This window comes from Cupriavidus sp. HPC(L) (genome assembly GCF_000307735.3).
GTDB lineage: Bacteria > Pseudomonadota > Gammaproteobacteria > Burkholderiales > Burkholderiaceae > Cupriavidus.
In genome coordinates this window covers 1-4283 of the sequence record NZ_AMPR02000240.1, presented here as the reverse complement: position 1 = coordinate 4283, position 4283 = coordinate 1, and the positions used below count along the sequence as shown (strand labels likewise).

Below are 4283 nucleotides of genomic sequence, written 5' to 3'. Positions count from 1 at the left end.
CTAGCCCTCGCATTCGGCCAAAATGGCGGCATGCGGGGCCAAGCGGACAGGCTCGCCGCGCCGGCCCGATGCCGCAGGCATTACAGTGTCGGCCGAAGCGGGCAATGCCGCGCCGTGCCCGCACGGCCGACCCGTGCCGCCATCGATCGAACCCGGCCACGCGCTCCCCGCGCGCCGCCACCGAAGGAATCCGCCATGAAAACCAAAGCCGCCGTCGCCTGGAAAGCAGGTGCCCCGTTGACCATCGAGGAAGTCGAACTGGCCGGTCCGCGCGCCGGCGAGGTGCTGGTCGAGATCAAGGCCACCGGCATCTGCCATACCGACTACTACACGCTGTCGGGCGCGGACCCCGAGGGCATCTTCCCCGCGATCCTGGGCCATGAGGGCGCCGGCGTGGTGACCGACGTGGGCCCGGGCGTGACCTCGCTGAAGCCGGGCGATCATGTGATTCCGCTTTACACGCCCGAATGCCGCCAGTGCAAGTTCTGCCTGTCGCGCAAGACCAACCTGTGCCAGGCAATCCGCGCGACCCAGGGCAAGGGCCTGATGCCGGACGGCACCTCGCGATTCTCGCTCGACGGCAAGCCGATCTTCCACTACATGGGCACGTCGACCTTCGCCAACCACATCGTGGTGCCGGAGATCGCGCTGGCAAAGATCCGCGACGACGCGCCGTTCGACAAGGTCTGCTATATCGGCTGCGGCGTGACCACCGGCGTGGGCGCGGTGCTGTTCACCGCCAAGGTCGAGGCCGGCGCCAACGTGGTGGTGTTCGGCCTGGGCGGCATCGGCCTGAACGTGATCCAGGGCGCGAAGATGGTCGGCGCCGACAAGATCATCGGCGTCGACATCAATCCGAATCGCGAGGCGCTGGCGCGCCAGTTCGGCATGACGCATTTCGTCAATCCGAACGACGTCGACAACGTCGTCGACCATATCGTGCAGCTGACCGACGGCGGCGCCGATTACTCCTTCGAATGCATCGGCAACACCAAGGTCATGCGCCAGGCGCTGGAGTGCTGCCACAAGGGCTGGGGCAAGTCGATCATCATCGGCGTGGCCGAGGCCGGGGCCGAGATCTCGACCCGCCCGTTCCAGCTGGTGACCGGCCGCGAGTGGAAGGGCTCGGCCTTCGGCGGCGCGCGCGGCCGCACCGACGTGCCGAAGATCGTCGACTGGTACATGGACGGCAAGCTGAACATCGACGACCTGATCACGCATACGCTGCCGCTGGAGCGGATCAACGAGGGCTTCGACCTGATGAAGCGCGGCGAGTCGATCCGTTCGGTGGTGCTGTACTGAAGGCCGGAGGCGCGACGCTCATGCTCGAACTGCTCTCCGAGCACGGCTGCTTCGGCGGCGTGCAGCGCTTCTACCGGCATGCGTCGACCGCGGTCGGCCTGCCGATGCGCTTCTCGGTCTTCCTGCCGCCGGCGGCGCTGGCCGGCGTCGGCACGCCGCGGCCGGCGCTGTTCTACCTGGCCGGCCTGACCTGTACCGAAGAGACCTTCATGATCAAGGGCGGCGCGCAGCGGCTGGCCGCGCAGCTCGGCCTGATCCTGGTCGCGCCCGATACCAGTCCGCGCGACACCGGCATCGCCGGCGAGGCCGACGAGTGGGACTTCGGCGCCGGCGCCGGCTTCTACCTGGACGCGACGCAGGCCCCGTGGCGCGCGCACTGGCGCATGGAAAGCTATGTGGCCGGCGAGCTCTACGATCTGGTGGTCGGCGAGCTGGGCGCCGATCCGCGGCGCATCGGCATCTTCGGCCATTCGATGGGCGGACACGGCGCGCTGGTGCTGGCGCAGCGCCATCGCGAGCGCTTCCGCTCGGTGTCGGCGTTCGCGCCGATCGCCGCGCCGTCGCAATGCCCCTGGGGCGAGAAGGCGTTCGGCCGCTACCTCGGCGAGGATCGCGCGCAATGGCTGCAGTACGATGCCAGCGCGCTGATGCGGGCGCAACCCGCCGCGCCCTTCCCCGGCGGCATCCTGATCGATCAGGGCCTGGCCGACAAGTTCCTCGCCGACCAGCTGCATCCCGAGGCCTTCGAGGCGGCCTGCGCCGCGGTGGGCCAGCCGCTGACGCTGCGGCGCCACCAGGGCTACGACCACGGCTACTACTTCATCGCGACCTGGATGGAGGACCATCTGCGCCATCATGCGGCGCAGTTGCAGGCGCCCTGAAGCGCCGGTCCTTGCGGCGCGGCGCGATCGAGCCTAGGCCGCCGCGCCGAAGCGCTGGCGATAGTCGCGCGGCGTGATGCCCAGATGGCGCAGGAAGGCGCGCCGCAGCGCTTCGTCGGAACCGAAGCCGCTGCGCGCGGCCACCGCCTTCAGCGGCAGCTCGCCCTGCTCCAGCAGGCGGCGCGCCGCTTCGAGCCGCGCCGATTCGATGAAGGCGGTCGGACTGGCGCCGGTCTCGCGCGCGAACACGCGGCGGAAATTGCGCTCGCTCATCGCGGCCCGCGCCGCCATCTCGCTCATCGTGAACGCGCGCGTCAGGTCGCGCAGGATCCAGTCCTGCACCTCGCGCACGCCGGCGTGGCCGGTGGTCTGGCTGGCCAGATGCACGCTGAATTGCGACTGGCCACCGGGCCGCTTCAGGAAGACCACCAGCTCGCGCGCCAGATCGAGCGCGATCTCCCGCCCCAGATCCTCCTCGACGATGGCCAGCGCCAGGTCGATGCCGGCCGTGACGCCGGCCGAGGTCCACAGCGTGCCCTGGCGCACGAAGATCGCATCGGGATCGACTGCCACCGCGGGATAACGCTGCCGCAGCAGCGGCGCGACGCTCCAGTGCGTGGTCGCGCGCTTGCCGTCGAGCAGGCCGGCGGCGGCCAGGAAGAACGATCCCGAACACAGCGCCACCAGCCGGCCGATGCGCGGCGCCACCGCGCGCGCCCACGGCACGATCTCCTCGGCGTCGCGCAACGCCCCTTCGATATCGCGCGCGCCGACGATCACCGCGGTATCGGGCAGCAGCACCGTGTCGAGCCGCGCGGTGGCCTCCAGCGTCATCAGCGTGTCGGAACGCACCGGGCCGACGCGGGTCGACACGATGCGCGTGCGATAGGCCGGCGGCTGGCCGCGCCGGGCCAGCTGCAGGTTCGCGTAGTCGAACACCGTCATCGGCCCGACCGCCTCCATCGCCTTGAAGCCGGGATAGACGACCAGATCGATCTGATGGGGGGCGGGGGATGGTGGGGGCATGAAACGGCGATCACGGGCGGCCGGCGCGAACGGCTGGCGGCATGGCGGGAAACGAAAGGCCACAGTGTAAACGAGGCAGTGTTTCTGCTTGCAGAGATGCATCTTGATACGCGATCCCCCTCGCGCCAGTTTTCTCCCATCTCCCGCTTGCGGGAGATGGGTTGGGGCAGAGGGCAAGCGGCGTTGACAGTGCGACCGCCGTCCCCCTCTCCCCGACCCTCTCCCCGGTGGGGAGAGGGAGAACACATCTGCCTGCCGCAGGCGGGTAAAGGCAGCAACATCGGCCAGCCACACCCGCTTGCTATCATGAACTGCAGACCGTTGCGCCACCGATCCTCCCGATCCCTTGATCACTTCGCTGCGAGCCGCCCGTGCCCCATGAAGTCAGCCTGATCACCACCATCGCCGCCGGCCTCGGTCTGGCGCTCGTCTTCGGCTTCATCTGTGCCCGCCTCGGCGCGCCGGCGCTGGTGGGCTATCTGCTGGCCGGCATCGTGATCGGGCCAGCCACGCCGGGCTTTGTCGCCGACATGGCGCTGGCCGGGCAATTGGCAGAGATCGGCGTGATGCTGCTGATGTTCGGCGTCGGCCTGCACTTCTCGCTCGAGGACCTGCTGTCGGTACGCCGAATCGCGCTCCCGGGGGCGATCGTGCAGATCGCCTTTGCCACCGCGCTTGGGGCCGGGGTGACCACGCTATGGGGCTGGCCGCTCGCCGATGCGCTGGTGTTCGGGCTATGCCTGTCGGTCGCCAGCACCGTGGTGCTGCTGCGCGCCCTCGAGCAGCGCGGCACGCTCGATTCGGTCAACGGCCGCATCGCGGTCGGCTGGCTGGTGGTCGAGGACCTGGTGACGGTGCTGGTGCTTGTGATGCTGCCCGCGCTGGCGGAGGTGCTCGGCACCGTTCCATCGGGCCAGGCCGCCGCGATAGCGGCCGGCGGCAACGGCGCCGTGCCGGCCGCGGACGGCGCCTCGCTGTGGGCGACGCTGGGCGCCACGCTCGGCCGCGTCGCGGTGTTTGTCGCGCTGATGCTGCTGGTGGGCCGGCGCCTGTTTCCGTGGCTGTTGTGGCAGG

General features: G+C 69.8%; 4 protein-coding genes. 3 read left to right on the top strand and 1 reads right to left on the bottom strand.

The features are described 5' to 3' along the window. Positions 1–195: 195 nt before the first annotated feature. Together B551_RS14535 and fghA are read left to right on the top strand one after the other, a co-directional pair. On the top strand, positions 196–1302 hold the full coding sequence (locus B551_RS14535) for an S-(hydroxymethyl)glutathione dehydrogenase/class III alcohol dehydrogenase (RefSeq protein WP_006578118.1): 1107 nt from the start codon (positions 196–198) through the stop codon (positions 1300–1302). A 20-nt stretch (positions 1303–1322) separates the two neighbouring features. After that, positions 1323–2183, top strand: coding sequence for an S-formylglutathione hydrolase (gene fghA / locus B551_RS14530; RefSeq protein WP_006578119.1), 861 nt, complete (start codon positions 1323–1325; stop codon positions 2181–2183). Between the two features lie 33 nt (positions 2184–2216). On the opposite strand, the gene B551_RS14525 is transcribed toward fghA, so the two are convergent. Then, positions 2217–3209 carry a GlxA family transcriptional regulator gene (locus B551_RS14525; RefSeq protein WP_023264392.1) on the bottom strand — a complete coding sequence of 331 codons (993 nt, stop codon included), beginning with the start codon at positions 3207–3209 and terminating at the stop codon, positions 2217–2219. Between the two features lie 371 nt (positions 3210–3580). Between B551_RS14525 and B551_RS14520 the strand changes: the two genes are divergently transcribed. After that, on the top strand, positions 3581–4283 hold a 703-nt coding region (locus tag B551_RS14520; protein WP_023264391.1), incomplete at its 3' end, for a cation:proton antiporter.